The sequence below is a fragment of the Kosakonia sp. H7A genome (genome assembly GCF_003028445.1).
Lineage (GTDB): Bacteria > Pseudomonadota > Gammaproteobacteria > Enterobacterales > Enterobacteriaceae > Kosakonia > Kosakonia radicincitans.
In genome coordinates this window covers 222,382-248,870 of the sequence record NZ_PYTZ01000003.1, presented here as the reverse complement: position 1 = coordinate 248,870, position 26,489 = coordinate 222,382, and the positions used below count along the sequence as shown (strand labels likewise).

Sequence of the window (26,489 nt, the reverse complement as noted above, 5' to 3'; positions counted from 1 at the left end):
GTCACCCTTTTCACTTGCTGTTCTCCGGATGCAGACGTTTACGCTCGCGCTTTTTCAGCGCCAGATAGAACAGCCAGCCCGCCAGCGAACCGACCAGCAGTCCCAGAATGGCCAGCAGCGCTGAGTGCTGGTTGGCATACCAGACCACCATCATCTGCGGTGGCATTTGACCGCTCGGGAACTGTTCGCCGACGCGGAAGCTGCGTACCCCGTTTTCATTGGTGATGATGGCGGCATCGCCGCGAATACCGGCGTTAATACGCGCTGAGGCCAGATCGCTATGCAGGTGCGAAAGCTGTTCATCGCTGCTGCCCAGCGCCAGTACCACCAGACGCTCATCGTTCCACGGTGAGCGGAAACTGATAAAACCGCGCCATGCTTCGTTAGAGGAGAAGTAGCGGTCGGCCTCCAGCCCTTCGGCCGCCCAGTCGCCCGCCATCCAGCGCTGCACTTTCTGCCACAGGGAGGGCGCGCGCACGCCCAGCGTGTTGTCATGGGTGATAAACGGCGAGTCAGCCAGCAGCGCATGGTTGAAGTCGTGCTGATCCATGCCCGTGACCGCCAGCACGTCGCGATCGCGCACCAGCTCTTGCAGGCCGCCGCCGGTGGGAACGCCAAGCACCACGCGGTTATGTCCCAGCGCCGTTCCGGTGGCATTACCGGAGCGAGCAGCCATATCCAGTAGCGTGGCGAGTTGCGTTTCCGACGGATTCTGCGGCAGCATCAGCACCGTTTCCGCGTAGTCCGCCATGCGGGTAAACGGGAACGACGCGCCAACGAAATAGGAGAGGTTCGGCAATAGCGCAAAGTGACGCGTGTGGCTTAAATCGATCCATGAATCATCATCAATGCGGCTTTTGATGTTGTTGTTGAGCAAGGTGCTGCACGGCGCATTCTCTTTCGGCACGATGTTGAAGTAGAGCGAGAGCTGGTTGTCGCCGTAGATCATGTACGGCTCCAGCGGCATATCGAACGACTCCTGACGCGCATCGCCGCCCAGTTTGTGCCACAGCGTTTCCAGCGCGCCCTGTTTATTGACCGGCAGGTTGTGCAGGAAAGTGTCGTTCATGGTCATGCTCAGCCAGGAGCGCTGCTCATCGATCCAGTTTTCCGTCGGGAAGCGGTAACCAATATGCAGCGGGATGGTTTCTCCGTCCCACAAAAACAGATCCGGCGCGGCGCGAAATGCCACCTGCAACGGCGAGTGCCAGATCCCGGTGGCGGTCAGGCTTTGATCTTTGCGGATCAACTCATGAAGCTTGATGGGACGATCGGTTGGGATCCAGCGCGGCGCATCATAGGGTTTGCTCAACGGAATGGTCTGCGCCGTAACATCAAACGCAGGCGTTTGCGGCGTGAAATTGCCCCGCGTCAGCCGCCAGGCCGCCGCACGCAGTTCTTGTTCATCTTTGCCGACAACCAGCAGCAGCTTGTACACCGGGTTCGCCGGGTTATCGATAATTTTCAGCAGCGGCTGCGTGGTTTGCGGCAGCGTCAGGCCGCCGATCTGCTCGCCGGGATGGCCGATCAGGATGCCGTTCTGTTCCGGCAGACGATCGTGATATACCGCAAACGAGATGCCGCGATAATCGGCCTGGATCCCCATCCACGAGGAGATCAATGCGCCGGCGCTAATGGCATCGGCGCTCAGCGTCGCGCCGAATGCCATCGCAATGCTGGTGGGTGACATCTGCATGCTGTCAAAGAACGGGCGCGGGAAGTGGCTCAGATCGGCACCGATATCCAGTTGCTGCCCTTCCAGCTCAAAACGCGAATCCGGCAGGACGGTGACACGATACTTATCGTTCAGATCGCGCTGGCACTGCATCGCATCGCCATCATTGATTTTGAAGCTCAGGTTGTTGCTGGAAACCATCAGCGCTGCCGGAATATCCAGCTGGTAGCGCGACAGATCACTATCAGTAGCGGTCAGTGGTACGGTGCCCAGCGGCTGGCCATTAAGCATCAATTGCAGGGTGGCATTACGCGCCGCCATTGCCGGGGAGATCTTTAGATTCAGCGCCAGCCGGGCGTTGGTGATCACCTGATCCATCGGTAGGGTAAAATCGATGCCGCTCTGGAACTGGCCGCCGCTCAGGGTTAATCCCTGCGGTTGCCCCATCTGCGCCAGACTCACGCTGTTGACCACCGACGGCACAAAGGCCGATGCGCTTTGCGTCGTTGTCGGCGGGGGTAAATCAACCGGCAGCAGCGATGAAACCGTTGTTTCCTCACTGTGCAGCGGCGCCATAAACAGCATACCGACCAGCATAGCCAGCGTTGTCAGACGTTTCATACGCCGCCCTCCTCCGACGTCGCCTTCGCCGCCAGCTCTGCCCGCAGGCGGCGGTTTTCCCGACGCGATGTCCAGGTCAGCCAGAAGAGATCAAAGACGCAGCGCACAATGGTCAGCATCGAGCGGAACGGGTTGTCCTGCGGTTTCGGCGGATGGATCCACGCATCCGCGCGGGAAAGCACCACGCGCACCAGTTCACGGCGGCGCGACAGCGGAATATCGTCGAACATCAGGCGGATATACTCTGCATCGCTGGCGATGATGCGAGCCGGAATGGCAATCGCACCCGATTGCAGCAGCAGCTCAATCTCTTCGATTTCATCGCTCTGGTGGCGCTCGTCCGGTACCACGATACGGCAGCCGCCCATCGATAAATCGGCGGTCTGGCTGCGCGAGGTAATACCGCTGGCATAGTGGATCAACACCGGAATATCGACATCAATACGGATGGTTTTGCGGGTCTGACGGGTTTCCCGCGCCACGGCAATTGCCGCCAGCAGGAAGATCAGGCTGTACAGCCCCCAGCCGACGTTAAGGGCGATAACGCGCGGATCGACGCCGAAGTAATCATGGGCGCAGGCGCGGACAATCCCGGCCACCACGCCAGCTGCCAGCAACACCGCGATAATCAAATGCGGGCGCACCACGCTGAAATCGAAATAGCCAACGTTCAGCAGGCCGCCTTTATCGGTGACGTTAAATTTCCCGCGTTTCGGGAACAGCATGGTGACGACGGTCGGCAGGACAATATGGAACGCCAGCACGATGTCATAAATCTCTCCCCAGAAGCTGTAACGGAAACGTCCGTTCAGACGCGAGTTAACGAACACGGCAAGGAACAAATGCGGCAGCGCGTAGGCGAAGACCAAAGTGGCCGAAGAGTGAATAATGTTCAGGTTAAACAGCAAATAAGCCAGCGGCGCGGTCAAAAAGGCGATTCGCGGCAGCGCAAACTGGTAATAAAGCATCGCGCTCAGGTAGCACAGACGCTGCGGAAGGGTCAGCCCACGTCCCAGCAGCGGGTTATCGAGGCGGAAAATCTGCGTCATGCCGCGCGCCCAGCGGGTACGCTGGATCACATGCAGTACCAGGCGTTCGGTCGCCAGACCGGCCGCCAGCGGGATATCGATAAACGCTGTGCCCCAGCCCAGGCGCTGCAATTTCAGCGCGGTATGTGCATCTTCGGTCACCGTTTCCACGGCAAAACCGCCAATCTCCTCCAGCGCGCTACGGCGGATCACCGCGCACGAGCCGCAGAAAAAGGTGGCGTTCCAGTTGTCGTTGCCTTGCTGGATCGGGCCGTAGAACAGTGAGCCTTCATTAGGAATGTTGCGGCCTACCGACAGGTTGCGTTCGAACGGATCCGGTGAATAGAAGTAGTGCGGCGTCTGTACAAGCGCCAGTTTCGGATCTTTCAGGAAACCGCCGACCGTAGCTTGCAGGAAAATTCGCGTGGCGACATGGTCGCAGTCGAAGACGCAGATCAGCTCGCCGTGGGTAAGCTTCATCGCGTGGTTCAGGTTGCCGGCTTTGGCGTGCGCATTGTCGTTACGGGTGATATACCCAACGCCGACATCGGCGGCGAACACCGCAAACTCCCGGCGTTTACCGTCATCAAGCAGGTAGATTTTCATCTTATCGCGCGGGTAATCAATACACTGCGCGGCGAGCACCGTATCACGCACCACGTCCAGCGGTTCGTTGTAGGTCGGAATGTAGACATCCACCGTCGGCCACTGGCTCATATCATCCGGCAGTTGCACTATTTCACGCTTCAGCGGCCACACAGTTTGCAGGTAGCTCAGCAGCAGCATCACCCAGACATAGACTTCCGCAAGGAACAGTCCCATGCCGAGCAGGGTTTCAATCTCAGAGTTAAAATGCAGGGTTTGGGTCAGGCGGAAATACATGTAGCGTGTCGACAACAGCGCTGACATCACGACCATAATCACCGAAACACTGCGCTTTTTGCTGAATCCAAGCAGGAACAAAATACCCATGCTGATCAGGCCAAAAATATACTGCTTTTGGCTGTCCATCGGCGTAATGACCACCAGCAGGGCGACAGGAACCATTGCCAGTACCAGCAAAACAGAAAGAAGCTTTTTCATAGGTTGCCCGTGAGCGTTAGAAACCTGACATGCGCGGCGAGTTGTGAACCGTCCCGTCACCGATTTTGACGCCTAAGATGCCGGCGACGCGTTTTGCAATGAGTTCAATATCGAAAGCGGCTGCGGAAGCCGGGCTAAAATCGAACACCGATTGCTGTGAGGCATTCGCTTCGGCAACGCTTTCATCGCGGTGCAGCACACCCAGGAGCTGGTTACCCAGGCGCTGCTCAAGAAACGTGGTGACATCACGGCTGATCTGGCGGCGGTTGTCGCTCTGGTTGACCACAAAATAGTGACCAGCTTTACGGTTGAGCACGTCCCCCGTCAGGCGGTTGTTTTCGATTTGCGGCAGCAGGGAGAGCGATGCGGTATCCGCCAGCAACGTCACCAGATGCACGTCGGCCAGCCGCGACATGGCTTTTAACGCAGCCGACGGCCCTGGCGGAAAATCCGCGACGATAATCAGACCCGGATAGTTCAACAGCGTATTCAGTCCACGCGTTAAAAAGTGCTCGTCATTCGCCAGCCGCTCTTCAAATGTGAGTCGCTGCTCTTCCGTGGCATCGCCATAAGGCAGGACGAAGATATTGCCGCCTGCGGTGAGGACAAACTGGCTCCAGTCCGACGATTCCGCTGCTTTGGCAACGTAGCCGCGTCCGTCCGTTAGCGGTACGCCAAAATGCAGGCGCAGCGCATTCTGCACGTCAAAATCGAGCGCCAGCACTTTGCTGCCCGAACGGGCCAGCGCGTACGCCAGATTCGCCGTCAGGGTCGTTTTTCCGACACCGCCTTTCGGTGAACAAACACAAATCAACGGCATGACGCGATCCTTTCTAACAACGAGTGTAATGGCTGGTTTTTTTCTGTTTTCGGCTTTGCTTCCGGCACTTTGGCGGCGAAGAGTTGCGCGTAATTGACGGTGGCAGATTTTACCCCCTCGGCAGGCAACGCTCTCACCGGTGTGGGAGCGGGCACAGGCGCCGGGGGCGGAATGACCGTCGCAAGCTGGCTGGCAACTCCTTGAAAAATGGAAGGAGCCGGTATTGACGCAGGTTCGCTGACGTCGACTGCGGGCGCATTCTCTGTGCGGGCAAAGAGATCCGGTTCAACGGATTGCGGGGGAAGAGAAACATGGCCGCCCATGGTCAGCGTCGATTCATCCGTTGCCGGAGAGAGCTGCTGGATCAGTGTCCAGTTTCCCTGGTCGCTGCCAGGGTTTTGCGCGGAGAGATCCTTAAAATCGTGTTTCTGGTTGCGGGTTTTATCCTTAAACCTCTGCAAATCATCATAATGATTCATTGTTAATCTCATGATTTACAAAATAATATTGTACCCACCACCGCTAAAGATCTCAGCGCCCGGATATTGGTCGAGTTGTGGCTTTTTATTTTGGCTGTGCTGTGTTTGCGCGGGTACAAGATAATGTTTCGGCGATGATCTTCCGCCTGTTTTTACGTGTTACATTTCAGCATTGCTAACACGGTGTTTATTTCCGGTAAATATATAAACAATACCCATACATGTGCCATCTTTTTTTGCTGCTGTATCTATTAAAGTATTAACGTCCAAAAATGTAGGGATATTATGGGAATAAAAACCAGCTTAACCTAAATTTATATTAATAAATGTCATTTTTACCTTGATTAAAAGAGTAATAATCCAGACAAAGAAATAATAACCTTAATTTTTGCTTACTCAGAGAAATATTTAGAAATAATTATTGGGAGTCATAAAACTGTTTTATTCCGCTAACCCATTATTCCTACTGAAATTATCTCTCCGTTCGTTTTAAGGTAAATTTATTGAAAATTTCAAAATTAAGCCGGAACGTTTATAAGGATTGTCAGCAGCGGAGAATATCGATTGTCGGGTTCAGAGTAAAGTGGCAGGCCCGGCAACCTGAACGCTGCCGGGCACATGAGGATTACGCGTGCGGTTTCTCGCCGTTCTCATCCTGGTCGACGGCAAAGCAGGCAACCAATTGACCGCCGTAATCTTTCAGCTGCGGCTGCAGCTGCGTGCAGGGGCCGAAACGACGGGAGCAGCGGGCGTTAAACGCGCAGCCCGGCGGTGGATTCAGCGGGCTTGGCAGCTCGCCGGTCAGTTTAATACGCTCGCGGCGCTCATCCGGATTCAGGCGCGGCGTTGCAGAGAGCAGCGCCTGAGTGTACGGGTGACGCGGGTTGGAAAAGATCTGGTCTTTCGTGCCTTTTTCCACGCAGCGGCCGAGATACATCACCATCACTTCATCGGCGATGTGCTCAACCACAGAGAGATCGTGGGAGATAAAGACGTAAGAGAGCCCCAAATCCTGCTGCAAATCCATCATCAGGTTGAGCACCTGAGCGCGCACGGAGACGTCCAGCGCGGAAACGGGTTCGTCGGCAATCACGACATCCGGATCGAGCATCAGACCACGGGCGATAGCGATACGCTGACGCTGACCGCCGGAGAACATATGCGGATAACGATCGTAATGCTCGGTTTTCAGGCCAACTTTCGCCATCATCGCCAGCGCTTTTTCCCGACGCGCCTCTTTGCTGAGAGAAGTGTTAATCAGCAGAGGTTCTTCGAGGATCTGCCCTACTTTTTTACGCGGGTTCAGCGAGCCATACGGGTTCTGGAAGACGATCTGAATCTTCTGCCGACGCAGCTTCTGCGCATGGGGATCGTGTTTCAGTAGATCCTGACCCTGGTAATACAGCTCGCCGCCGGTCGGGGTTTCAATCATCGTCAGCAGACGGCCGAGCGTGGATTTACCACAGCCGGATTCGCCCACCACTGCCAGCGTTTTACCGCGCTCCAGGTTGAACGACACGCCATCCAGTGCTTTCACCAGGCGTTCCGGGGCAAACATTCCCTTCTTCACCGGGTAGTATTTTTTCAGGTCGATAGCCTGCAACAGCGGCTGCTGCGAGGTGGCCTCGTGCGTACTCATAGTGTCGGCCTCCCGGCGTCATCGAGTGGGTAGTGACATTTGGACTGACGGCCACCATCGACGGTGTTCAGTGCCGGTTCCTGCTCGCGGCATTTGTCCGTTGCATACGGGCAGCGCGGATTCAGCAGGCAGCCAGTGGGGCGGTCATATTTGCCAGGAACAACGCCCGACAGCGAAGCCAGACGCGCTTTGTCCTGCGCAAACTCCGGCAGCGCGCGTAGCAGCGCCTGGGTGTAAGGATGACGCGGCGCGCGGAAGATATCTTTCGCTTCGCCGGTTTCCACCACCTGGCCTGCGTACATCACAATGATTTTGTGCGCCGCTTCCGCCACCAGCGCCAGATCGTGAGTGATCAGGATCAGCGCCATATTCTCTTTTTGCTGCAACTCCAGCAAAAGCTCGATGATCTGCGCCTGGATGGTCACATCCAGCGCGGTGGTCGGTTCATCGGCAATCAGCAGTTTTGGCTGACAGGCAATCGCCATGGCAATCATCACGCGCTGGCTCATCCCGCCAGAGAGCTGGTGCGGGTATACGTCCAGACGCGAGGCCGGATCGGGAATACCGACCTGCGTCAGCAGGTCAATTGCGCGCTGACGACGGGTTTTCTTATTCCCGCCCTGATGCACCTTAATCGCTTCCATTATCTGGAAACCGACTGTGTAGCACGGGTTCAGGCTGGTCATCGGATCCTGGAAAATCATCGCGACTTCGGAGCCCACCAGACTGCGGCGCTCTTTTTCAGAAATGCGTTTCAGATCCTGGCCGTTGAACTCCAGGTTTTCGGCCATTACGCGACCGGGGAAATCAATCAATCCCATAATCGCCAGTGAACTGACGGATTTACCGGAGCCAGATTCACCGACGATGCCAACCACTTCGCCCTGGTTCACGCTATAACTTACGCGGTCTACGGCGCGGAACTCGGAGCCAACGTCGCCGAAGTGCACCGATAATTTATCTACATTTAATAACGCCATCTCGAACCTCTTACTGCTTCAGTTTGGGGTCGAGCGCATCACGCAGTCCGTCACCCATCAGGTTAAATGCCAGCACCGTCAGCAGGATCGCCAGACCCGGGAAGGTCACGACCCACCAGGCACTCTGCGCGAACTGCAACACGTCGGAGAGCATCGTGCCCCACTCCGGTGTTGGCGGCTGCGCACCCATGCCAAGGAAGCCAAGGGCGGCCATGTCGAGAATGGCGTTCGAGAAGCCCAGCGACGCCTGAACGATCAGCGGCGCGAGGCAGTTGGGGAAAATATTGACGAACATCTGGCGCATCGCGCCCGCACCAGCAACGCGGGAAGCGGTCACGTAGTCGCGATTCACCTCCACCAGTACGGCGGCGCGCGTGAGTCGCACATAGTGCGGCAGGGCGACAAACGTCAGCGCCAGCGAGGCGTTGACGATCGACGGGCCGAAGATAGCCACCAGCACCAGCGCCAGCAGCAAGCTCGGCAGCGCCAGCATAATGTCGACGACACGCATAATGATGCTGTCGATAACGCCGCCAAAGTAACCGGCCACCAGGCCGAGCACGATGCCCGCAATCAACGACAGCACGACCACCAGACAGCCCACCAGCAGCGACAGACGGGCGCCAAACATCAGGCGCGACAGCGTATCGCGGCCCACATCATCGGTACCCAGAATGTGCGTCCAGGTGCCGCCGTCCTGCCAGACCGGTGGCGCCAGCAGCGCATCGCGGAACTGATCGGCCGGGTTGTGCGGCGCAAGGAAGTTAGCAAATACGGCGATAATCAGCATGATCACCACGTAAGCCAGGCCAACAACCGCACCTTTGTTGCGTTTGAAATAGTGCCAGAACTCCTGCAACGGCGTCATTGGCACCGGTGCAGCAATAACTTTATTTTCAGTAACTTGTGACATGATGGCCCCTTACTTCTTATGCCGAATACGCGGGTTCACCACGCCGTAGAGCAGGTCGACCAGCAGGTTGACGAGGATAATCATCGTCGCGACCAGCAATACCCCGCCCTGCACCACCGGATAGTCGCGGCGTTGCAGCGCATCAATCAACCAACGACCCAGACCCGGCCAGGAGAAGATGGTTTCCGTCAGGATTGCGCCCGCCAGCAGCGTGCCGACCTGCAAGCCGATAACCGTCACCACCGGCAGCATGGCGTTGCGCAGCGCATGCACGATGATCACGCGCATGCGGGTCAGCCCTTTTGCGCGCGCGGTACGGATGTAATCTTCACCCAAAACTTCCAGCATAGAGGAGCGGGTCATACGCACGATCACCGCCAGCGGAATGGTGCCGAGCACAATGGCTGGCAGGATCATATGCGCAAGGGCATCGATAAAGTTGCCCTGCTCGCCCCAGATGGCGGTATCTATCAGCATAAATCCGGTCAAAGGATTGCTGTCGTCAAGGAACACCATATCGCTGACGCGTCCGGAAACCGGCGTCAGGTTGAGCTGCACCGAAACCAGCATGATCAGCATCATGCCCCACCAGAAGATAGGCATGGAGTAGCCGGTCAGCGCAAGGCTCACCGCAGTATGATCGAAAATAGAGCCACGTTTGACGGCGGCCAGTACGCCCACCGGAATACCCACAGCGACCGCAAAAATCATGGCGCAGATACCGAGTTCCAGCGTCGCTTTAAAACGCGGCACAAACTCGTCCCACACCGGAAGTCGGCTCTTCAGAGAGATGCCTAAGTCACCGTGCAATACGCCCCAAACATAGTGGACATATTGTTCCCAAAGCGGCTTATCAAGACCAAGCTCAGCCAGCAATTGAGCGTGACGCTCAGGAGAGATACCACGCTCACCCGCCATGATCATTACCGGGTCGCCGGGGATCATATGGACAAAGGCAAAGGTGAGAAGGGTGATACCGATAAACGTTGGGATAACCAGCCCCAGACGTCGGAGAATGAACTGCAACATAACCCGGATTCTCAGTAGTGACGCAGCGCCTGGCGGCGGCGCGTCTGTATTGCTCACAAACAGGAATTCCCTCCGCAGAGGGAAAACGCTTTACCCCCTCTCCCGGAAAGGAGAGAGGGTAGCTATCGTGCTTATTATTCGACAGACACGTTTTCGAAGTGGTGTTTGCCTAACGGATCAACAACATAGCCTTTGACTTCTTTACGCACCGGCTCATACACGGTGGAGTGAGCGACGATCAGCGCCGGAGCCTGGTCATGCATCACTACCTGAGCCTGTTTGTAGAGTTCAACACGCTTGTTGTGGTCGTCGGTTGCGCGAGCCGGTTGAATCAGATCTTCAAACGGCTTGTAGCACCAGCGAGAGTAGTTAGAACCGTCTTTCGCCGCTGCGCAACTGAACAGGGTGGCGAAGAAGTTATCCGGATCCCCGTTGTCGCCGGTCCAGCCCATCATGACAGCCTGGTGTTCGCCCGCTTTCGCGCGCTTCAGGTATTCACCCCACTCGTAGGTCACGATTTTGGCTTGTACGCCGACTTTCGCCCAGTCAGCCTGAATCATCTCAGCCATACGACGAGCGTTCGGGTTGTACGGACGCTGTACTGGCATCGCCCACAGTTCAACGGTAAAGCCTTTATCCTGACCGGCTTCTTTCAGCAGCTGTTTCGCCTTCTCCGGATCGTAGGTGTAGTCTTTAACGTCGTCGTTATAGCCCCACATGGTTGGCGGGATCAGGTTTTTCGCCGCCACGCCAGCGCCCTGGTATACCGCTTTGATGATCGCTTCTTTGTTCACCGCGTAAGTCAGCGCCTGACGTACTTTCACGTCATCAAACGGTTTCTTCTCGGTGTTGAAGGACATGTAGCCAACGTTCAGGCCAGCCTGCTCCATCAGCGTGATGTTTTTGTCCTGCTTCATACGAGCGATATCCGCCGGGTTCGGGTACGGCATAACCTGGCACTCGTTTTTCTGCAGTTTGGCATAACGTACGGAAGCATCCGGGGTGATGGAGAAGACCAGACGATCGATTTTCGGCTTGGTGCCCCAGAAACCGTCAAACGCTTTGTACAGGATGCGGGAATCTTTCTGATATTGCAGCAACTGGAACGGACCGGTACCGATCGGGTCGAGGTCCACTTTCTCCGGCGTACCGGCTTTCAGCATGTTGTCCGCGTACTCTTTGGAGAGAATAGAAGCGAAGTCCATTGCCAGGTCGGCCAGGAACGGCGATTCCGGACGGGTCAGCACGAACTGAACGGTATTGTCGTCGACTTTCTTCACTTCGCTAATCAGGTCAGGCAGACCCATGCCTTCGAAATATTCGTAGCTGCCGCCAGAGACTTTATGGTACGGGTTCTGATCGTTTTTCTGACGGTCAAAGGAGAACACCACGTCATCCGCGTTGAAATCGCGCGTCGGTTTGAAGTCTTTGTTGTCCTGCCACTTCACGCCTTTACGCAGGTGGAAAGTGTAGGTTTTGCCATCAGCGCTGATTTCCCACTTCTCAGCCAGGCCAGGAATCACTTCCGTGGTGCCGATTTTGAATTCCACCAGACGGTTATAAATCGGTACGGAGCTGGCATCATAGGTGGTACCAGAGGTGAAAAGCTGTGGGTTAAAGCCTTCAGGCGAGCCTTCAGAACAATAAACCAGGGTTTTAGCCTGCACGCTTGCCGCGACGGTCATGGCCACCAGGCTAAGACCGAGCTTCAGCATCCCTGACTTCTTCAAGGAAATACTCATTGATTCTGCTCCAATGTGATATGTGTTGTTACCCATGCAGTGGGTATGTCCGACAGACCTTTATTAGTTTTTTACCCGGTCTGGTCGGTTGTGCCCGAAGGCGTTATGAGAGATGGGGATTCCTTTCACAAGGTTGACTGAGTTGCAGTGCAGATTCTCCTTGAAATGCCCCTCATGCCCTACAATCTGTCAACAGAATGTCAAAACGTCAATACAGGTAATCGGGATTTACAACGACGGTGAGAATCGGTAAACAAAGTTTAAAAAAACTTCAAGCCTCTATTTTCAGCAGGGAAATTTGTGCTAGCGCCGAGGCAGCAGAATAATTCGCTCATTAACCACCAAAATCCAGTGCTTAACTTTCATGCAGATTATGAAAAATTTCTTGCAGAATGATGATTATCTGAGCGATTAATGCCATGAACGCTAAAACGCACAGCGAAAAATGCTGTCATTATCCATAAGCAACGCGAAAAAAGATCCAAACATATATAAAAAAATACAATGGAATATCGTACAAAATTGTGAACTGGTAGCGAGAAGTGGGGATAACGGAGATTTTCGATAATTTCGCCGGCTGGCGCTGCGATTGTCCGGTCTACGGGATCGCGCCAGGCCGGTAAGGCGAAGCGGCCTTCAGGCTATTTTCCAGGATGCAGAAAGCAAAAAACCCAACCTTGCGGTTGGGTTTTTCTGAATTTGGTCGGTGATAGAGGATGACTCGCCACTGTGTGGCTCGCCCTGCGGGCCGTTTCTGAAGCAACGTTCTCTCGCGATGCTCGAGTCGAACCTCTTCCCCCGGAGGTTCTCATCCTCTTTTCGAGGCCGGAAAGCAAAAAACCCAACCTTGCGGTTGGGCTTTTTTGAATTTGGTCGGTGATAGAGGATTCGAACCTCCGACCCCTTCGTCCCGAACGAAGTGCGCTACCAGGCTGCGCCAATCACCGAATGCGGGGCGCATCTTACTGCCGTGAAGCTACCCCGTCAATCCCCTAATGTAAAAAAGCATACTGACTGGCGATAAAGCCAGCAGAGCGCTTACTTCGCCGCCTGAGCCGGCAAATGGCACCAGTTATTGTTCTCGTTAATACCGCCATTTGGCGAGGTATAACCGAGGCAACCCATAATGGTGTCGTACAGTTCAACATGGCGACGCGGCGTTTTAAACGCTGCCTGCTGCTTAAGCTGAGCAAACATCTGCGCCTTTTGCGGATCCTCAAGATACTTGTCGGACATCCACACCATCATCGGCACGCGGAACTGCTCCGGTGGCGCCATTTTGCGCGGCGTACCGTGCAGATGCTCCTTTTCATTGATCGACTCCCCGTGGTCAGCGGCATAGAAAATGATCGCTTTCCGGTCGCGCATCTTATCAATCACGCTATCAATAAAGTAATCCACATAGCTGACAGAGTTATCGAAGGAGTTTATCAGCTCTGCTTTGCTGCACTTGTCATCGACGCCGACACACTCTGGCGTCCACTGCGCAAAGTTGCGCGGATAACGCTGGGTATAGTTAAAGTGTGAGCCTTTGGTATGCATAATAATCAAATGCTTACCTGCGGATTTATTGTCCAGCGAATTCTGCATTTCATCGACAAGCAGCATATCGTCCACGCTTCTGCCACGGTTACGCGGCTCCGCACCAATCTGCTCGCGATAAGCAATGTTGTCGGCCATGGTATTGCTGTAGAACCACATCTCGCTCTGCATGGCGTACAAATCGCTGGCGAAGCCCAGTTGTTTAAGCACGGCAAAGACGTTTTGCTCTTTCAGCGTGCGCTGCGGGTTATCTTCCGCGCCGCCTTCACGCACAAACATACAGCGCAGAGAGAGCTTGGTCGCGGTGTCGCATGAGTAACCGCGAAACGCCACGAGGTTCTTCTCCTTCGCCAGCTTCGGCGTGGTATCGCGGGAGTAACCCAGCAGCCCCATATGATCCCAACGCGTGGTCTCGCCAATAATGAATACCACCCAGGTATCATCGATATCTTTTGGCGCGACATAGGTAAACTTCGTCGCCGGGTTGATCAGCGATTTATTGCCGGAGGATTCATCCACCTGTGCCCAGGCATACAGCCCCAGCGCAGAGAGCCAGTTTGACGGCAGATAGGAGTTCGCCACTACCCCGCCATAGCTCGGCATATCAACCTTTGACGTCCGCTCGGCCTGTTTCTGCTCCATGTCCAGCAGACGGATTGGCCCCCAGACCAGCAACCCCGCCAACAGCACCAGGCCCAGACTGCGAATGCGCATCCCCGGCGTACGCAGCTCGTTCAGCAGCGTAAAGCGGCAGCGGTTGCCCCAAATCAGCAGCAACGGCAGCGCGCTCACTGCCACCATCCAGACAATAAGCTGCCAGCCCACCACTTCTTTGGAGAGATCGATATCCGTGGTCATGACCGAAGCAATGATGCCATAGCCAATCACCACGTTGAGAAACGTCATGTAATAGCTGGCAGCCGCAGAGCACACAACCACCAGCGAAGCCAGCACGCGCCAGACACGGCGCCCCGTCAGCGACAACAGGCGTAATAAAAAGAAAGTGACCAGTACCGTACCAACGAGTTCAACAACTGCGGAGATACCTTTCAACGCAGTGAAGGATTGCGCATATCCATCAAACCGACGGAAAAAAACCGCGCTATTCATAAACAGACCGATATATAGCGCTAGCAGGAAGCTCAGCTTCTGCTGCGTCATTGTTTTGATATAACTCATGCAAGCAACTCTACAACTAAGGGGAAAAATCCTGACTCAGGCAGGCTATTAATTGGCAGCGGAAGTTAACAGCGGAAACTTCTGAAGCGTGGTAAGTAGACCATAGCGGGGCGGAAAAGTGTCATGCGGAAAGCTTAACCAGCCATATATTTACAAAATATATGGCTGGCGTCAGAAATTTAGCACGAAAGAGCGTTATCAGGAGGTAATCACGTTAAGTTTTACGTCAATGTTGCCACGCGTTGCGTTGGAGTAAGGACACACAATATGGGCTTTTTGTACCAGCGCTTCGGCTTCCTGATGATCCATACCCGGCAAGTGAATATCCAGCTGCGCTTCAATACCAAACCCGGTCGGTAGTGGCCCAATGCCAACTTGTCCTTCAATGTAAGCATCCTGCGGTACTTTCTTTTTCTCTACCGAGGCAACATGTTTCAGCGCTCCAAGGAAACAGGCTGAATAACCTGCGGCAAAAAGCTGCTCCGGGTTAGTGACTTCACCGCCAGCACCGCCCATCTCTTTGGGTACGCCAAGTTTTACATCCAGAACGCCGTCAGAGGAGGTGGCACGACCATCACGGCCACCGGTTGCTTTTGCTTTAGCGCGATAAACTACTTTTTCTAAAGACATCTATAGACTCCTTCAGTAGGGAAGAACCTGACCAATAAGGATAGACGCTCTGGAGAAGGTTGGCGGCAGAGACAGAAAAACCGCCAAAACGGCGGCTTTTCATGTTGTCGGTTCGCGATCAGGCGTGCGCTTCTTTATACACGCTACGCTGCGGCTGACGAATGGTGGTGGAGAGCGCCAGCGAAAGAATCAGCAGTGCGAAGATAACGCAGAAGGTGACATAGAAGCCGCCAAACACCGACGCAATCAGCGAACCACAGATACTGCCGATACCGAAGCCCAGGTAAATCACACCGTAGTTTTTCGCCAGGTTGTTGAGGCCGAAGAACTCGCTGACCAGCGACGGGAAGACGGTGATCGTACCGCCGAAGTTAAAGGCAACACAGGCAATGGCTGCAAAGAATGTAGTCGCATTCAGCGGTGCGAACAGCAGAGCCGCCATACCGACCAGCGAAATCACCTGACCGATAGTAATCACACGGATACGGGCAATTTTATCAGAGAGAATGCCGAGCACCAGGCGACCGCTGAGGTTAGCAATGGCGATAATGGTAACCGCATTCGCCGCTGTTGCGACATCCAGATGAACCATGCCCTGGGCGATATCTTTCGCAACACCAATCACATACAGGCCGCTCATGCAGGCGGTGAGGAACATAACAGCCAGCATCCAGTATTGCGGTTTACGCATGGACTGCGCCAGGGTGAAGTCGTTTGCAACAACACCATTCACGGTCGCAGCTTTCTGCAGCGGCGCATCGGTCATCAGGGTTGCGCCGAAGACAATCATCACCAGCGTAATCAGGCCCCAGATCATAAAGGTTTTTTCCAGGCCAACACTTGCCAGCAAGTGGCTGTCGATGAATTTAAAACCGAGGCTGCCGAGGCCGTAAGAACCAATAGAGAAGGCAGAAATCAGGCCCTTACGTTCCGGGAACCATTTCACGCAGTTCGAGAGCGTTAACAGATAACCCGCGCCATCTGCCAAACCCACCAGCACGCCTGCGCTCATCCACAGCATCAACAGGTTGTTGGAGTGCGCGGTCAGGAAGAACCCCAGACCCAGCAGAATACCGGAAGCTATGGTGACGCGTTTCACGCCAAAGCGCTCCTGCAATTTCCCGGCAATAGAGGAGGAAAGCGCAAGGCCAAGGCTCAACAAACCGAAAGAGAACGCAATCTGACTGACGGGCTCGTTCAGTTTTTCCGCCAGCGAGCTGTTGAACAGGCTCCAGGTATAAACAGACCCTAACGCGAATTGCGTAATAATGGTCCCGATCAGCGTCAGCCAGCGAGTGTGATTAGCAGTTGAAGTTTTCATGGCAGTTGTCCTGCAGAAATAAATGAGAAGTTTCACTGCCGACAACCATAACGAAGCGCATTTCATGCCTGGTGAAAAAAGGCATGAAATGCAGCAGAGGAGGAATGAAATGCATCTAAGCGGGAATGAATGACACAGTGAAATTTCATGCCATCAATAAATCAAGGTAAGTTAGTACATACTATCAATAAGAAACGTGCCAGCTATTGTTTCTTAAGTGTAAAAAGTTTGTTTTAAGCGTGCTTCAAAAACGTGCACTAACGCCCATACTGTATAAATAATGTTGCCCCAGCGTTACATTTTCCGACTGCGATAACGACGCATAAGCGGCAAGGTGTGGATTCAGCAGCATATCGGCGCCTAAAGTCACATCCATCCAGTTACCGTACTGATTCGCCGCCGTTAAGCGATTAAGCCCGGACTGGTTTTTCCAGACATTATCGCCGAACTGCTGATTGAAGCTGATTTGCGCCCACGGGCGAAGGTCGCCAAAACGGCTGTCTACGCGCCATCCAAGCGAGCTAACACTGGCGTGCCATAAAGGATCGCTGTACTGCGCGGTGGTCGCGCTGTCGCCAAATTCGTTATACATTGACGTGGCTGAGCCATCGTAATGCCAGGCCGCAACCGGGCCGGTGGTAACGCTGCTGACCAGCGGAATATTCCAGCCAATACTCATGGTAGTGATCGGATCTAGCGGTGTGTCATCCGGCAAATTCAGCGCAATACCCGGCGAATTTTGCGCAGAGCGGATACGCTCTTCCAGAATATCGTTATAACGTGGTTGTCGTTCGCTATCCCAGGTATAGCGTTCGGTCGCGGTACTTTGCGGGTCGGTAACTATATATTCTTGCTGCCACGCCGCCGCCGTCTGAGCAAAAAGCAGACACGCAGGCAGCAGCGCCAGCGGAAGGCCACTGTTTTTTATTTTCATCAAGTTGCGACTCCAGAGAAGAGCCGAATCCGGCGTATTCGTTATGATTGTTTATGGGCTAAAGCCCTTTACTAAATATTGTCTTTCTGTTGTGCGCGTCAAGGCAGGCGGACGTTTATTTTACCAGGCATAAATGGAGTAAGAATATGCAGCGTTGTGGTTGGGTTACTCAGGATCCTCTGTATCTCACGTACCATGATACCGAGTGGGGCGTCGCGCAAAGGGATGGTAAAAAGCTGTTTGAAATGATCTGCCTGGAAGGGCAACAAGCCGGGCTGTCATGGATTACCGTATTGAAAAAACGGGAGAATTATCGCGCGGCTTTTCATCAATTCGATCCTGAACGCGTAGCGGCGATGAGCGCAGAAGATGTGGAGATTCTGCTGCAAAATGCCGGCATCATTCGCCATCGCGGCAAGATAGAAGCCATTATTGGCAACGCCCGCGCATACCTGGCAATGGCGCAAAACGGCGAGTCATTTTCAGAATTTGTCTGGGGGTTTGTCGATAACACGCCGCAAATCACCCAAGCGGCGACGCTCGGCGAAATTCCAACTTCGACAGCAGCGTCAGATGCTTTATCAAAGGCGCTGAAAAAGCGCGGCTTTAAATTCGTCGGCACCACCATTTGCTACTCGTTTATGCAGGCCTGCGGTCTGGTCAATGACCATATTACCGGCTGCTTTTGCCACCCCGGAGGCATGCATGATCCGCGCGTGGCATAGCCGGGATTTATCGCCTCTGCTGACGCTGTGGATGGAAAGCACCTGTTTTGCTCACCCGTTTATCGACACACGCTACTGGCAGGAGAGCGAAGCGCTGGTGCGTAATGCCTATCTCCCGTCGGCGAAAACCTGGGTCTGGGAAGCGCATGGCGAGCTGGAAGGGTTTATCAGCGTGATGGATGAACAATTTATCGGGGCGCTGTTCGTGCGCCCTGCCGCCATTGGCCAGGGAATTGGCAAAGCGCTGATGAATCACGTCAAACAGCGCTTTCGTTGGCTAAGCCTGGAGGTGTATCAGAAAAACGAACGGGCGGTGAAGTTCTACCATGCGCAGGGCTTTCGTATTGAAGAGAGCGCCTGGCAGGAAGAGACCCGCCACCCGACGTGGATCATGAACTGGCAGGCGGATCAAAGGCCGTCAGCGTAAGCGCCGGGCCGGTATACTTCTCTACCCATGCCAGCGCCGTGTTTCCTGCACAACCATTGCCCAGGCGCGAGCTGGGCAGATCTTTGGTCAGCACGTTCACGGCGCCGTTTTTACAGATGCCGCCCGCCGCAGGCTCCAGGTCCGGCCAGGCGCCTTCGTGAATACAGATCACGCCAGGCTTGATACCCTCGGTCACCACCGCCCCCGCCAGAACCTGCCCACGCGCATTCCATACGCGCACAACATCGCCCGCGACAATTCCGCGCGCCTGCGCATCGGCAGGATGCAGGGTAATGGGTTCGTGGCCAGCAACAGCATACTGTTCACGCAAACGGGTAAAGTTAAGCTGACTGTGCAGACGATGCGCCGGATGAGCCGACAGCACCTGCAACTGATCCGGTTCGGCATTACCGTGCCATTCGTCCGGCTCCAGCCACATCGGATGCGGCGGACAATCAGCGTAACCAAAGCTACGAATGCGCTCCGAGAAGATTTCGATTTTGCCGCTCGGCGTCTTCAGCGGGAACTGTGCAGGATCGCGACGGAAATCGGCAAAGCGCACAAACCGGGCATTCTGCTCGCTTTCCGGCATCTCAATGAGCTGGTTTGCTTCCCAGAATTCGGCAAACGGCGGTAGCGTCACCTGCTGGCTGGCACCGCGCTCAGCGGCAATATTGTAAAAGGTTTCCAGCCACTGAAGCTCGCTTTTGCCTTCGGTAAAACGCTCGCGGCCGCCCGTTTCCCAGCGCTCGCTCAGCTCGGCAAACACCTCCCAGTCATCGCGCGCTTCATACTGCGGAGCAACCACGCGCTTCATCGGCACCAGATGTTGATTGCTGTAATCGCCGGTCATCGTCAGATCGTTGCGCTCGAACGAGGTGGTGGCAGGCAGAACGATGTCCGCATGCTTCGCCGCTGCTGTCCAGAAACACTCCGAAATCACCACCAGCTCCGGCTTCTGCCAGGCGCGGATCAGGCGATTGGTATCCTGATGATGGGTAAAGTTCGCACCGCCGGCCCACCAGACAAAACGGATCTGTGGGAAGTGCCTGTCCATGCCATTGTGCTGATACGGTGCGCCGGGGTTTTCCAGCGCTTCCACAATGCGGGCGACCGGGATTTTATCCACCGCGTCAACGCCGCCCTGCACCGTGCCCTGCATCGATGCCAGCACGGCTGCGCGCCGCGTCGGGTTACCGCCGTTGGCAAAATGGTAAGAGAGACCAAAACCGCCGCCGGGCGTACCAATCTGCCCGATCATGGCGGCGAGCGTGACCAGCATCCAGTGTTTCTGCTCACCATACTGCTGGCGCTGCATACCCCAGCCGGACATCAGCATTGTGGTATTTTCATGAAAAAGTTGCGCCAGTTCGCGGATTTTCGCCGCATCAATGCCGCAAATTGCCGCTGCCCATTCTGCCGTTTTCGCGACGCCGTCCTGCTCGCCGGTCAGGTAGGCGGCAAACGTGGGGTAACCTTCTGTGCAGCGGGCCAGGAAATCGTCATCCTGCCAGCCATTTTCCACCAGCGTATGGGCGATGCCCAGCATCAGGGCAACATCGGTTCCCATATGCGGAGCAATCCACTCCATGCTCTCGCCAAAGAAATCAACGGTCTCCGATCGCATCGGATCGATACAGATCACCCGCTTGCCGCTTTTACGCAGCGCATCAAAGTAAGGAATGCCCTGTTCGTCGGTCGCATTCCAGGCAATTTTCAGAGTGTTGAGCGGGTTTGCGCTCCACAGCACCACCACTTCGCTGTGCTCCAGAATCAACGGCCAACTGGTTTGCTGCTGATAGACTTCGTTGCTGCCGACGACGTGCGGCATGATGGCTTGCGCCGCGCCAGTGGAATAATCACCCAGATGGCCCGTGTAACCGCCCGCCAGGCTCATATAGCGTTGCAACAGCGTCGCCGCTTTATGCAGCACGCCGTTGGAGCGCCAGCCGTAGGAGCCGGCAAAAATAGACGACGGGCCGTAGCTGTCGCGAATCCGTTTGTGCTGGGCGTGGATCAGCGCCAGCGCATCCTCCCAGCTCACACGCACAAATTCGTCCTGCCCGCGCACACCCTGCGGATTGGACGGCGAAGCGAGAAAGCCTTTGCGCACCATCGGATAGCGCACGCGCGTCGGGCTGTGCACCTGCTCCTGCACCACGGTTTGCAGTGAGTTCGGATGGCGAGTCGGTAGCGCACCGCGCGAAGCGAGCACGTTTTCACCGTCGGTATCGACCAGCATCGGCCCCCAGTGGGCCGCCGTAAGAACTGTTTTGATAGCAGGGTTTGCCAAAGCGCGCTCCTGAATAGCTTGCAGGTGATGGCGGCACGATGCCGCTCTGATGTTCTGTTCGCTCTATCATCCACAGCCGCGGTGTAATCGCAAAGAATTAAACGTCATTACGCGCACACTCCGGGTGATATGCCTGTGTTAGTGCTTGATTGCCCGCGATTTCGCGCTAAGGTGTGGACAATCATTTACGGCGAGGGAAGCAGCAATGGCGAAAATGGCGCGCCCAACCATCAGCGATGTGGCAAAAGCAGCGAAAACCGGGAAAACCAGCATTTCACGTTACCTTAACGGTGAAAGGCATCTGCTGTCGGCTGACTTGTTGGCGCGTATTGAGCAGGCCATTGCCGATTTGGATTATCGCCCCAGCCTGATGGCGCGTGGCCTTAAGCGCGGCCGAACCCGCCTTATCGGCCTGATTATCGCCGATATCACCAACCCCTATTCAGTGCATGTGCTAAGCGGTATCGAAGCTGCCTGCCGGGAAAAAGGGTTTACGCCGCTGGTCTGTAATACCAACAACGAGCTGGATCAGGAACTGCATTACCTCGACCTGCTGCGCAGTTATCAGGTAGAAGGCATTGTGGTGAATGCGGTCGGCATGCGCGAAGAGGGGTTAAACCGGCTGCAACAATCCGCCCTGCCGATGGTATTGATTGACCGTAAAATCCCTGATTTCGCCTGCGATGTGGTTGGGCTGGATAACACCCAGGCCGCCACCACGGCCACAGAGCACCTGATTGAACAGGGTTTTGAGGCGTTACTCTTCCTCAGCGAACCGCTGGGAACGGTAAACACCCGCCGCGAGCGGCTCAGCGCCTTTCGCGCTACCCTTGCCCGCTATCCGGGCGTGGTGGCGGAAAACGCCGAAGTGCCGCTGCATGAAGCTGCACTACTGGACAATGCCCTGCGCCAGTTCCATGCCCGCCACCGCGGGATGCGCAAAGCGGTGATCTCCGCCAACGGCGCGCTGACCTTACAGGTAGCGCGTTCACTCAAACGCATCGGCCTGAACTGGGGCAGCGACATCGGCCTGCTCGGTTTTGACGAGCTGGAGTGGGCTGAGCTGGCGGGCGTGGGCATTACCACGCTTAAACAGCCAACCTGGCAAATCGGTTACGCCGCTGTAGAGCAGGTGGTACGGCGCATTGAAGGCCAGAACGACACGGTGCGCGAGCAGGTATTTTCCGGCGAACTGATCGTCCGCGGCTCCACGTCTCGTTAACGACACTGCGTGATAGCGATCATAAATTCAACATACCGCGCTTTTCTTTGGAACCGGTTCCATCTAGCGTTAAAGACAGAACCTATTTGCTGTCTTTGCCGGGGAGCCGGAGTATGCCGAGAAAAATTATCGTTGTTACCGCCGCATACGGTCATGACACGATCCACGCAATGGGCGGGCAAATGGCCCTACTGCCCGTTATCGCCGCCGCCGGAGCTGACGGCGTAGAAATCCGCCGCGAGCTGCTGAGCAGCGAAGAGATCGGCCATTTGTCCTCGCTGGCGTTCGCCATTGAAATGCACAATCTGCAAGCTTGTTACTCCGCACCGGAGCCACTGTGCCTGGCGGATGGCGCGCTCAATCCTCGTTTACCCGCTTTGCTGCACGAAGCCCATACGCTTAAAGCCCTCTGGTTGAAAGTCTCGCTGGGCCATTTTACCGATCAGGCGGTACTGGCAACGCTGCGCGACTGGCTACTGACCGGCCCGGTGCCGCTGGTGGTGGAAAACGACCAGACGGACTGCGGCAAACTTGCGCCGATGCTGCGCTTTAAAGCTGCCTGCCATACCCTCTCGCTGCCGGTGACGCTGACATTCGATACTGGCAACTGGTTGTGGGTCGGTGATTCACCCGAAGAAGCTGCCCGCCATCTGGCGCCAGCGGTCAGCTATATCCACGTCAAAGCGGCTGTCGTTCATGGGCACACTTTTCGCGCCGTACCGCCGGATGAAGCCGATGCCCGCTGGCTGGCGCTGCTGGATAACCTGCCCGCCGACGCGCCGCGCGGTATTGAATTCCCCCTGCAGGGCGACGACCTGATCGCCGTTACCCGTCATTACGTTGAACTGTTACGTAAGGAGCCACGCCATGCATAACGCGCTGGATGTCATCACTATTGGCGAAGCAATGGCCATGTTTGTCGCCACCGAAACCGGCGACCTCGCCGGGGCCGGACACTTTATTAAACGCGCGGCAGGCGCAGAACTGAATGTGGCGACGGGTCTGTCGCGGCTGGGTTTGAAAGTCAGTTGGGTCAGCCGCGTCGGCGATGACAGCTTCGGGCGTTTCATCCTCAATACGCTGCGCCAGGAGGGAATTGATACCCGTTGCGTGACGCTGGATGGGCGCTTCGCTACCGGGTTTCAGCTTAAATCTAAAGCCGAAAATGGAACCGATCCCATCGTGGAGTATTTCCGTAAGGGCTCTGCGGCCAGCCATCTGTCGCCGGAGGATTTTAACGCCGACATCTTTAGCCAGGCGCGCCATTTGCACATCAGCGGCGTGGCGGCTGCGCTGTCGGCAACCTCATATGCGCTGCTGGAACATGCCGTCGCGCGGATGAAAGCACAAAACAAAACCATTTCGTTCGATCCGAATCTGCGCCCGGTGTTGTGGAACAGCGAAGCCGAAATGGTGGAGAAACTGAACCGCCTCGCCTTTCAGTCCGACTGGGTTCTGCCGGGGCTGAAAGAGGGTGTCATTCTGACCGGCCAGCGCACACCTGAAGGGATCGCCGATTTCTATCTGCAGCGCGGCGTTCAGGCGGTGGTGATCAAAACGGGCGCCGATGGTGCATGGTTTAAAACCGCCAGCGGTGAGCAGGGCGCGGTGCCGCCGGTCAAAGTGGAAAATGTTGTCGATACGGTCGGTGCCGGAGATGGTTTCGCCGTGGGCGTACTGAGCGCGCTGCTGGAAGGTAAAACCCTGCCTGAAGCGGTACGCCGGGGTAACGCCATCGGCGCGATGGCCATTCAGGTGCCGGGCGACAGCGAAGGATTGCCGACACGCGCACAGTTAGGCGCGTTGTAGTTGTAAAGCCTGAAAGTTATTCAACCAAAAACATCCGCCGCACTGTGCCCTACACACAGGCGGTAAGTAACCTCAACCATAGAGGCAATCTTATGAGTAACGCGACAAATTCGTCCAAACGCTGGCTGTACATCATGCCGATTGTATTTATCACTTACAGTCTGGCGTATCTCGACCGTGCAAACTTCAGTTTCGCCTCCGCCGCCGGTATCAATGACGACCTGGGCATCACCAAAGGCATCTCTTCGCTGCTCGGCGCACTCTTCTTTCTCGGCTACTTCTTTTTCCAGATCCCCGGCGCGATTTATGCAGAGCGCCGCAGCGTCCGCAAACTGATTTTTATCTGCCTGATTTTGTGGGGCGGCTGTGCGTCATTAACCGGTATCGTCAGCAATATCCCAATGCTGGCCGCCATCCGCTTTATTCTCGGCGTGGTGGAAGCGGCGGTCATGCCCGCGATGCTTATCTACATCAGCAACTGGTTTACCAAATCGGAACGCTCACGCGCCAATACCTTCTTAATCCTCGGCAACCCGGTAACGGTACTGTGGATGTCGGTGGTGTCCGGCTATCTGATCCAGGCTTTCGGCTGGCGCGAAATGTTCATTATTGAAGGCATTCCGGCAGTGATCTGGGCGTTTTGCTGGTGGGTGCTGGTGAAAGACAAACCGGCGCAGGTAGCGTGGCTCTCCAGCGATGAGAAAGCGGCGTTGCAGGCCCAGCTTGAAAAAGAGCAGCAGGGCATCAAAGCCGTACGTAATTACAGTGAAGCCTTCCGCTCGCGTAATGTCGTTCTGCTGTGCCTGCAATATTTTGCCTGGAGCATTGGCGTATACGGTTTTGTACTGTGGCTGCCGTCAATTATTCGCAGCGGCGGCGAAAACCTCGGCATGGTCGAAGTAGGTTGGCTCTCTGCCGTTCCGTACCTTGCCGCAACGCTGGCAATGATCCTGGCCTCCTGGGCTTCCGATAAGCTGCAAAACCGTAAACTGTTTGTCTGGCCGCTGCTGCTGATTGGCGCATTCGCCTTTATCGGTTCATGGGCAGTGGGCGCCAACCATTTCTGGATCTCTTATACCCTGCTGGTGATTGCCGGTGCCGCAATGTATGCCCCATACGGGCCGTTCTTCGCCATCATCCCGGAAATGCTGCCGCGCAACGTCGCTGGTGGCGCAATGGCGCTGATTAACAGCATGGGCGCGCTCGGCTCATTCTGCGGCTCATGGGTGGTAGGTTACCTGAATGGCGCAACCGGCAGCCCGTCGGCCTCGTACATTTTCATGGGGGTAGCACTTTTCGCCTCTGTGTGGCTTACTTTAATTGTTAAGCCTGCTAACAATAAGCAGATTCCGGCAGGCGCACCATCACAAGGGAGAACCGCATGAAGCCGTCTATCATCCTGTACAAAGCCTTACCCGATGACCTGCAACAACGTCTGGCCGAGCACTTCACCGTAACCCAGGTTGCCAACCTGAAACCGGAAACGGTGCAACAGCACGCTGAGGCTTTCGCCACTGCGCAAGGGCTGCTGGGTTCCAGCGAGAAAGTCGATGCCGCGCTGCTGGAGAAAATGCCGCAGTTGCGCGCGACGTCAACGGTCTCGGTAGGCTATGACAACTTTGATGTGGACGCGCTGAACGCACGTAAGATTTTATTGATGCATACCCCGACCGTGCTGACGGAAACGGTCGCCGATACCATTATGGCGCTGGTACTGAGCAGCGCCCGCCGCGTGGTAGAGGTCGCCGGGCGGGTAAAAGCGGGGGAATGGACATCCGGTATTGGCGCAGACTGGTTCGGCATCGATGTGCATCACAAAACAATGGGCATCATCGGGATGGGTCGTATCGGGCTGGCGCTGGCGCAACGCGCGCACTTTGGTTTCGGCATGCCGATTCTCTATAACGCGCGTCGCCATCACGCCGAAGCGGAAGCGCGCTTCCAGGCGCGCTATTGCGATCTCGATACCCTGTTGCAGGAGTCCGACTTTGTGTGTCTGGTGCTGCCTCTGACCGAAGAGACGCATCATCTGATCGGTAAAGCGCAGTTTGAAATGATGAAAAAATCGGCGATCTTCATTAACGCCGGACGCGGCCCGGTAGTGGATGAAAATGCGCTGGTGGAAGCCCTGCAAAACGGCGAAATCCATGCGGCCGGGCTGGACGTCTTCGAGAAAGAGCCGCTGCCCGTTGATTCACCGCTGCTGTCACTGCCCAACGTCGTGGCGCTACCGCACATCGGCTCCGCAACGCACGAGACACGCTACAACATGGCGGCCTGCGCGGTGGATAACCTGATTGACGCGCTCAATGGCAAGGTGGAGAAAAACTGCGTCAACCCGCAGGTCGCAGGCTGACGATTCACCCTGCTGCGGACATAAAAAAAGAGGCGATTAATC

21 protein-coding genes, 1 tRNA gene and 1 other RNA gene are annotated in these 26,489 nt (G+C 55.6%); 7 read left to right on the top strand and 16 right to left on the bottom strand.

Annotated features, from left to right (window positions below):
• Positions 1-10: 10 nt before the first annotated feature.
• The 15 genes from bcsB to CWM66_RS14015 all read right to left on the bottom strand — a co-directional run bounded on the left by bcsB (position 11) and on the right by CWM66_RS14015 (position 17,615).
• A complete protein-coding gene (gene bcsB, locus CWM66_RS14085; protein WP_107146801.1) occupies positions 11-2,296 on the bottom strand; it encodes a cellulose biosynthesis cyclic di-GMP-binding regulatory protein BcsB in 2,286 nt (761 codons plus the stop codon).
• Complete coding sequence (bcsA, locus tag CWM66_RS14080) at positions 2,293-4,407, bottom strand: UDP-forming cellulose synthase catalytic subunit (protein WP_007369576.1); 2,115 nt, start codon at positions 4,405-4,407, stop codon at positions 2,293-2,295. The genes bcsB and bcsA overlap by 4 nt, the downstream gene beginning before the upstream one ends.
• Positions 4,408-4,423: 16 nt before the next feature.
• Positions 4,424-5,227 (bottom strand): cellulose biosynthesis protein BcsQ, encoded by an 804-nt coding sequence (gene bcsQ, locus CWM66_RS14075; RefSeq protein WP_007369575.1) that lies wholly within the window; start codon positions 5,225-5,227, stop codon positions 4,424-4,426.
• The gene (locus CWM66_RS14070) at positions 5,218-5,706 is read right to left on the bottom strand and encodes a cellulose biosynthesis protein BcsO (protein ID WP_107146800.1); all 489 of its coding nucleotides are present in this window, start codon (positions 5,704-5,706) and stop codon (positions 5,218-5,220) included. The genes bcsQ and CWM66_RS14070 overlap by 10 nt, the downstream gene beginning before the upstream one ends.
• 625 nt (positions 5,707-6,331) lie before the next feature.
• Positions 6,332-7,345 carry a dipeptide ABC transporter ATP-binding subunit DppF gene (gene dppF, locus CWM66_RS14065; RefSeq protein ID WP_007369573.1) on the bottom strand — a complete coding sequence of 338 codons (1,014 nt, stop codon included), beginning with the start codon at positions 7,343-7,345 and terminating at the stop codon, positions 6,332-6,334.
• Positions 7,342-8,325 carry a dipeptide ABC transporter ATP-binding protein gene (gene dppD, locus CWM66_RS14060; RefSeq protein ID WP_007369572.1) on the bottom strand — a complete coding sequence of 328 codons (984 nt, stop codon included), beginning with the start codon at positions 8,323-8,325 and terminating at the stop codon, positions 7,342-7,344. Before dppD ends, dppF begins: the two co-directional genes overlap by 4 nt.
• A 10-nt stretch (positions 8,326-8,335) precedes the next feature.
• Positions 8,336-9,238, bottom strand: a complete 903-nt coding sequence (dppC, locus tag CWM66_RS14055) for a dipeptide ABC transporter permease DppC (protein ID WP_007369571.1) — start codon at positions 9,236-9,238, stop codon at positions 8,336-8,338.
• A 9-nt stretch (positions 9,239-9,247) separates the two neighbouring features.
• A complete protein-coding gene (gene dppB, locus CWM66_RS14050; protein ID WP_007369570.1) occupies positions 9,248-10,267 on the bottom strand; it encodes a dipeptide ABC transporter permease DppB in 1,020 nt (339 codons plus the stop codon).
• A gap of 134 nt (positions 10,268-10,401) precedes the next feature.
• Entirely contained in the window at positions 10,402-12,009 is a 1,608-nt protein-coding gene (dppA, locus tag CWM66_RS14045; RefSeq protein ID WP_035886750.1) for a dipeptide ABC transporter periplasmic-binding protein DppA, read from the bottom strand.
• Between the two features lie 700 nt (positions 12,010-12,709).
• A non-coding RNA gene (locus CWM66_RS14040) (RtT sRNA) lies at positions 12,710-12,842 on the bottom strand.
• A gap of 37 nt (positions 12,843-12,879) precedes the next feature.
• A tRNA-Pro gene (locus tag CWM66_RS14035) sits at positions 12,880-12,956 on the bottom strand.
• A 91-nt stretch (positions 12,957-13,047) separates the two neighbouring features.
• Positions 13,048-14,730, bottom strand: coding sequence for a kdo(2)-lipid A phosphoethanolamine 7''-transferase (gene eptB, locus CWM66_RS14030; RefSeq protein ID WP_007369568.1), 1,683 nt, complete (start codon positions 14,728-14,730; stop codon positions 13,048-13,050).
• A gap of 198 nt (positions 14,731-14,928) precedes the next feature.
• A complete protein-coding gene (locus CWM66_RS14025) occupies positions 14,929-15,360 on the bottom strand; it encodes an organic hydroperoxide resistance protein (RefSeq protein WP_007369567.1) in 432 nt (143 codons plus the stop codon).
• Between the two features lie 118 nt (positions 15,361-15,478).
• The gene (locus CWM66_RS14020) at positions 15,479-16,681 is read right to left on the bottom strand and encodes an MFS transporter (protein WP_007369566.1); all 1,203 of its coding nucleotides are present in this window, start codon (positions 16,679-16,681) and stop codon (positions 15,479-15,481) included.
• Between the two features lie 244 nt (positions 16,682-16,925).
• Positions 16,926-17,615: an autotransporter domain-containing protein gene (locus CWM66_RS14015; RefSeq protein WP_007369564.1), complete on the bottom strand. Its 690-nt coding sequence runs from the start codon at positions 17,613-17,615 to the stop codon at positions 16,926-16,928.
• A 146-nt stretch (positions 17,616-17,761) separates the two neighbouring features.
• Between CWM66_RS14015 and tag the strand changes: the two genes are divergently transcribed.
• Together tag and CWM66_RS14005 are read left to right on the top strand one after the other, a co-directional pair.
• On the top strand, positions 17,762-18,340 hold the full coding sequence (gene tag / locus CWM66_RS14010) for a DNA-3-methyladenine glycosylase I (RefSeq protein WP_007369563.1): 579 nt from the start codon (positions 17,762-17,764) through the stop codon (positions 18,338-18,340).
• Positions 18,321-18,767, top strand: coding sequence for an N-acetyltransferase (locus CWM66_RS14005; RefSeq protein WP_007369562.1), 447 nt, complete (start codon positions 18,321-18,323; stop codon positions 18,765-18,767). Before tag ends, CWM66_RS14005 begins: the two co-directional genes overlap by 20 nt.
• Here CWM66_RS14005 and CWM66_RS14000 read toward each other — a convergent pair.
• The gene (locus CWM66_RS14000; protein ID WP_072439480.1) at positions 18,730-21,060 is read right to left on the bottom strand and encodes a molybdopterin guanine dinucleotide-containing S/N-oxide reductase; all 2,331 of its coding nucleotides are present in this window, start codon (positions 21,058-21,060) and stop codon (positions 18,730-18,732) included. The genes CWM66_RS14005 and CWM66_RS14000 overlap by 38 nt on opposite strands.
• A gap of 205 nt (positions 21,061-21,265) precedes the next feature.
• Between CWM66_RS14000 and CWM66_RS13995 the strand changes: the two genes are divergently transcribed.
• The 5 genes from CWM66_RS13995 (at position 21,266) to ghrB (ending at position 26,447) form a co-directional block, all read left to right on the top strand.
• A complete protein-coding gene (locus tag CWM66_RS13995) occupies positions 21,266-22,282 on the top strand; it encodes a LacI family DNA-binding transcriptional regulator (RefSeq protein WP_107146799.1) in 1,017 nt (338 codons plus the stop codon).
• A 113-nt stretch (positions 22,283-22,395) separates the two neighbouring features.
• Entirely contained in the window at positions 22,396-23,157 is a 762-nt protein-coding gene (locus CWM66_RS13990; RefSeq protein ID WP_107146798.1) for a sugar phosphate isomerase/epimerase, read from the top strand.
• The gene (locus CWM66_RS13985; RefSeq protein WP_035886756.1) at positions 23,150-24,091 is read left to right on the top strand and encodes a sugar kinase; all 942 of its coding nucleotides are present in this window, start codon (positions 23,150-23,152) and stop codon (positions 24,089-24,091) included. The genes CWM66_RS13990 and CWM66_RS13985 overlap by 8 nt, the downstream gene beginning before the upstream one ends.
• A gap of 92 nt (positions 24,092-24,183) precedes the next feature.
• On the top strand, positions 24,184-25,476 hold the full coding sequence (locus CWM66_RS13980; protein WP_007369557.1) for an MFS transporter: 1,293 nt from the start codon (positions 24,184-24,186) through the stop codon (positions 25,474-25,476).
• On the top strand, positions 25,473-26,447 hold the full coding sequence (gene ghrB, locus CWM66_RS13975; protein ID WP_007369556.1) for a glyoxylate/hydroxypyruvate reductase GhrB: 975 nt from the start codon (positions 25,473-25,475) through the stop codon (positions 26,445-26,447). Before CWM66_RS13980 ends, ghrB begins: the two co-directional genes overlap by 4 nt.
• Positions 26,448-26,489 lie beyond the last annotated feature (42 nt).

Bases quoted from the DNA above. Each gene is read 5' to 3' on its own strand.
- bcsB (WP_107146801.1), bottom strand. From the start codon at position 2,296: ATGAAACGTCTGACAACGCTGGCTATGCTGGTCGGTATGCTGTTTATG.
- bcsA (WP_007369576.1), bottom strand. From the start codon at position 4,407: ATGAAAAAGCTTCTTTCTGTTTTGCTGGTACTGGCAATGGTTCCTGTC.
- bcsQ (WP_007369575.1), bottom strand. From the start codon at position 5,227: ATGCCGTTGATTTGTGTTTGTTCACCGAAAGGCGGTGTCGGAAAAACG.
- CWM66_RS14070 (WP_107146800.1), bottom strand. From the start codon at position 5,706: ATGAATCATTATGATGATTTGCAGAGGTTTAAGGATAAAACCCGCAAC.
- dppF (WP_007369573.1), bottom strand. From the start codon at position 7,345: ATGAGTACGCACGAGGCCACCTCGCAGCAGCCGCTGTTGCAGGCTATC.
- dppD (WP_007369572.1), bottom strand. From the start codon at position 8,325: ATGGCGTTATTAAATGTAGATAAATTATCGGTGCACTTCGGCGACGTT.
- dppC (WP_007369571.1), bottom strand. From the start codon at position 9,238: ATGTCACAAGTTACTGAAAATAAAGTTATTGCTGCACCGGTGCCAATG.
- dppB (WP_007369570.1), bottom strand. From the start codon at position 10,267: ATGTTGCAGTTCATTCTCCGACGTCTGGGGCTGGTTATCCCAACGTTT.
- dppA (WP_035886750.1), bottom strand. From the start codon at position 12,009: ATGAGTATTTCCTTGAAGAAGTCAGGGATGCTGAAGCTCGGTCTTAGC.
- eptB (WP_007369568.1), bottom strand. From the start codon at position 14,730: ATGAGTTATATCAAAACAATGACGCAGCAGAAGCTGAGCTTCCTGCTA.
- CWM66_RS14025 (WP_007369567.1), bottom strand. From the start codon at position 15,360: ATGTCTTTAGAAAAAGTAGTTTATCGCGCTAAAGCAAAAGCAACCGGT.
- CWM66_RS14020 (WP_007369566.1), bottom strand. From the start codon at position 16,681: ATGAAAACTTCAACTGCTAATCACACTCGCTGGCTGACGCTGATCGGG.
- CWM66_RS14015 (WP_007369564.1), bottom strand. From the start codon at position 17,615: ATGAAAATAAAAAACAGTGGCCTTCCGCTGGCGCTGCTGCCTGCGTGT.
- tag (WP_007369563.1), top strand. From the start codon at position 17,762: ATGCAGCGTTGTGGTTGGGTTACTCAGGATCCTCTGTATCTCACGTAC.
- CWM66_RS14005 (WP_007369562.1), top strand. From the start codon at position 18,321: ATGATCCGCGCGTGGCATAGCCGGGATTTATCGCCTCTGCTGACGCTG.
- CWM66_RS13995 (WP_107146799.1), top strand. From the start codon at position 21,266: ATGGCGAAAATGGCGCGCCCAACCATCAGCGATGTGGCAAAAGCAGCG.
- CWM66_RS13990 (WP_107146798.1), top strand. From the start codon at position 22,396: ATGCCGAGAAAAATTATCGTTGTTACCGCCGCATACGGTCATGACACG.
- CWM66_RS13985 (WP_035886756.1), top strand. From the start codon at position 23,150: ATGCATAACGCGCTGGATGTCATCACTATTGGCGAAGCAATGGCCATG.
- CWM66_RS13980 (WP_007369557.1), top strand. From the start codon at position 24,184: ATGAGTAACGCGACAAATTCGTCCAAACGCTGGCTGTACATCATGCCG.
- ghrB (WP_007369556.1), top strand. From the start codon at position 25,473: ATGAAGCCGTCTATCATCCTGTACAAAGCCTTACCCGATGACCTGCAA.